General features: G+C 62.8%; 4 protein-coding genes. All 4 read right to left on the bottom strand.

The window, feature by feature from the left end:
- Nucleotides 1-872: branched-chain amino acid ABC transporter permease (locus EOA60_RS23260; RefSeq protein ID WP_164899481.1), on the bottom strand; the 872-nt coding region annotated here is incomplete at its 3' end.
- Between the two features lie 6 nt (nt 873-878).
- On the bottom strand, nt 879-1745 hold the full coding sequence (locus tag EOA60_RS23255) for a branched-chain amino acid ABC transporter permease (RefSeq protein WP_066989049.1): 867 nt from the start codon (nt 1743-1745) through the stop codon (nt 879-881).
- Nucleotides 1746-1825: 80 nt separating this feature from the next.
- Nucleotides 1826-3028, bottom strand: a complete 1203-nt coding sequence (locus EOA60_RS23250; protein ID WP_095823900.1) for an ABC transporter substrate-binding protein — start codon at nt 3026-3028, stop codon at nt 1826-1828.
- Between the two features lie 281 nt (nt 3029-3309).
- Nucleotides 3310-3603, bottom strand: coding sequence for a hypothetical protein (locus EOA60_RS23245; protein WP_245479189.1), 294 nt, complete (start codon nt 3601-3603; stop codon nt 3310-3312).
- Between the last annotated feature and the right edge of the window lie 104 nt (nt 3604-3707).

Genomic DNA, 3707 nt, shown 5'->3' with positions numbered 1-3707 from the left:
GGGAACAAGAGGTCCCAGCCGAAATAGAGCACCAGCGTGCCGAGCATCGGACCGAACACGTAGCCGAGGCCGCCGAGGAAGCAGTTCAGCATGAAGTTGACGGAATCGGTGACCGTGAAGCTCGACGGATAGATCGACTGCGAGATGGCGGCGAAGATGGCGCCGGCGAGACCGCCGAAGAAGGAGGACACCGCATAGGCGATGACGCGCAGATAGGCGATGTTGACGCCGATCGAGGAGGCGAGTTCCTCGTTCTGCTGCAGCGACTGGCAGAGCTTGCCGATGCGCGAGTTGACCAGCCGATACATCACCGCGAAGCAGCCCACCATCAGCGTGACCGCCAGCAGGTAGAAAGCGAGCCGCGAATTCTGCAGCGTGGCGAAGTCCGGGATGATGGTCAGCCCGAAGACCGAGAGCGCGCCGGGCAGCGGGATGCTGACGATGCCCTTGGCGCCGTTGGTGATCGGCAGCGCCAGCGCCAAGAGCCGCACGACCTCGGTCAGAACCAGAGTCACCATGGCGAAATAGACGCCGCGCAACCGCAGGATCGGCAGACCGATCAGCACGCTCGCGCCGGCGCAGAAGAGACCCGCGACAGGCAGCGTCAGCCAGAACGACCAGCCGTGGTTCATCACCAGTATGGCCGAGACATAGCCGCCCATCAGCGCATAGGCGCCCTGGCCGATATTGATGCGACCGATGTAGAAGGTGAGCCACACGCCGGCGCTGGCGATGCTGAGCAGCGCCACCGAAGTCAGCGTGTAGTAGAGGTCGATGCGGCCGCTGGCCGAGATCGCGGCCGGCACGGCGATGAAGACGATCGCCAGGAAGGCTGCGACCGAAGCGATCTTCATGTTGCGATTGCGGGTCATGGCAGATCAACCCCACGGCTTGCCCATCAGCCCGTTGGGGCGGATCGACAGAAACACCATCAGGGCGGCGAAGATGACGAGATAGGTGACGTCGCCATATTCGCGCAGCGCGGTGAGGCCAACCGATTCCATCATGCCGAGGATGAAGCCGCCGGCGATCGCGCCGCCGACGACGCCGGCGCCGCCGATCATCACCATCAGGAAAGCCTTGATCGAGATCGGGCCGCCAATGCCGGAATTGACGCCGGTGATGGTGACCAGTAGGCCGCCGACAACGCCCGCCAGCATGGCGCCGAGCGCGAAGCCGATCATCGAATAGCGGTCGACCCTGACACCCATCAACTGGGCCGCGACACGGTCCTGGGCGAGCGCGCGCATGGCGCGGCCGACCCGGCTGTACTGCATGTAAAGGACAAAGGCGGCGATGAAGACGATGGCCAGAGCGCCGACAACCAGGCGGTCATAAGGCATGATGATGCCGGCCTCGTTGAAGACGCCTTTGACGATCTTGGGAACGCCGCGCTGCTTCTCACCGAACATGAGCAGGATGACGGCGTCGAAGAAGAAGGCCGTCGCGGCGGCGAGCAGCATGGTGCTCTCCTCGCGGTGACTGCGGCGGATAACCGTTCGAAAGAGGAATCTCTCCATCAGCGCGCCGATGACGGCGAGCGTCACACCGGAGGCCAGCAGCGCCACGACGAAAGGCAGGCCAAGCTGGCCGTAGACGGTGTAGGTGATGAACCCGCCCAGAACGTACATCTGCCCGTGGGCGAAATTCAGCACGTTCATCAGGGCGAAGATCAGGGTTAGCCCGAGCGCGATCAGCGCGTACTGGGCGCCGAGATACAATCCGTTGGCGATGACCTGTTCCATGGATCCTTCGATCTTCCGCGGGGTCCGAGCATCGCCCGGACCCCCGGCATTCGGGAGGAAGTAACCTTAGGAACCCAAACCTAGTCGACGGAGCCGACGAACAGGGTCTGGAAAGCGCCGTCCTTGTATTCGTTGACCACCATCGGCACGGCTAGCTGACGCTTCTGGCCGAAGGAGGTCGCGCCGACATAACTCAGCTTGGCGTCCCCCTTGAGGAAGGGGTTGGGCGCCGAGAAGGTGTCCATGGTCTTCTTGAATTCGTCGACATTGTTGATGGCGGCCGGATTGGCCTTCATCGTCTCGATGATGTACTCCAACGCGTAAACCTTGGTGTTGGACTCGTCGTTATACTCGCCGAACATCTTGGTGTAGCGGGCGACGAACTCTTTCATCTCGTCGGACGCGATCTCCGGCGTCGAGGCACCGCCGACGGAGATGAAGCCGTTGGCGTATTCGCCGGCGCCCTCCTCCAGAACCTTGGCGTCCTGCGCCGTCTCGGTCGAGATCAAGCCCTCGAAGCCGAGCTCGCGGGCGGCGCGGATGAGCAGCGGCGCGTTGGCCGGCGCCACGCCCGACAGCACCAGCAGATCGGGCTTCAGCGCGACGATCGGGGTCAGCACCGGCGTGAAGTCGCGGGTGTCGTTCTGGTACGTGTCGTTCTGCGCGACGACGTCGAGCCCGAGCGCCTTGGCCGCCTCGACGCCGCTGTCACGCTGGCTGAGCGGGTCGGATTCGTTCGCGGCGACAAAGGCGATCGTCTTCACGCCCTTGTTTTCCTTGAGGTATTTATAGATCGCCGGGCCCGACTGGTAGTTGGCGATCATGCCGAGCACGGCGTTCGAGGCCGGCTTCTGGTAGAGCGCCTTCGGGAAGGCGTAGGGGAAATAGATGATGCCGTTGGCCTCGGCGACAGGGCGCACCGCAGCAGCGCCGTCATCGACATTGGGTCCGACGACATAGTGGATGCCCTCCTGCGCCATCTTCTCCATGCCGGCGATGGCGCGCTTGGGATCCTTCTGGTCGTCGAAGGTGACGATGTTGATGTTGTAGGTGTCGTCGCCGATCTTGACGCCGCCTTTTTCGTTGAGCCAGGCGGCGCGCGTCTGCATCGAGCGCACATTGGACGTGCCCCAGGCGGCGGCGGGACCGCTGGTGACACCAACAAAGCCGATCTTCAGTTCCTTGTTTTCAGCCTGCGCGGACGGGATGCCTATGGCGGCCATGGCCAGGGTCGAGACGGCGCCAAGCACCAGCGATTTCAAAGTCGAGCGTCGGTTGATCATATCGGTTCCCTTCTGGTTATCGCGCTTTTGTTTTTGCTCATTGGCTGCGCGGATAGCCTATGGGAAGCCGCCTGGGACAGATTGTCAACAGATTTCTTTGTTATTGTATACAATGTTGGGCTGAATGTGTGCGACGGCAGAGCGGCCCAACCGCGGGGCAGGCTGAGGACTGGCTGTCCGAACGGCCAGCCACCTCGGCGAACGATCAGTTCGCGGCATGATCAATGGAGGCGGTCGCGCCTTGCCGACGGCTGGCCCGTACGAATGGCGCGGGGCAGACCTTATTTTCCGCAGTGATGGTCGTTGATTTTGTTCAGCGCGTTCGCGTCCGGCCCCGTCCGGTGGTACGAACATGCGCCCGCCGCCGAAGTGACCAGCATGGCGTCATAGTAGCGCGGTCCGCCGAACAGGATGTCGATGAGGTCGCCTTGGGCCGGAACGTAGCGCTCCTGCTCGACCGGGCGCTTGAGCTGCCGGTCGCCGGCGAACGCCGCGCCGGACACGCCAATGGCCGTGGCCAGAACGAGAGCGGAGATCGCAAGGTGTTTCGTCATCGGCGGCACCTTTCCGGCCATTTCGGATCAGCAGCATATCCAAAATCGCCAGCGGAGCAAAAGTTCCCAGTCTCTATCTTCAAAATCGCTTGGCCCGATTGGGCGCTACACTCCTTCCCCGGAGT

This window comes from Mesorhizobium sp. M1A.F.Ca.IN.020.06.1.1, from assembly GCF_004023265.1.
Taxonomy (GTDB): Bacteria; Pseudomonadota; Alphaproteobacteria; order Rhizobiales; family Rhizobiaceae; genus Mesorhizobium.
This window is presented reverse-complemented; position numbering and strand designations above follow the sequence as displayed.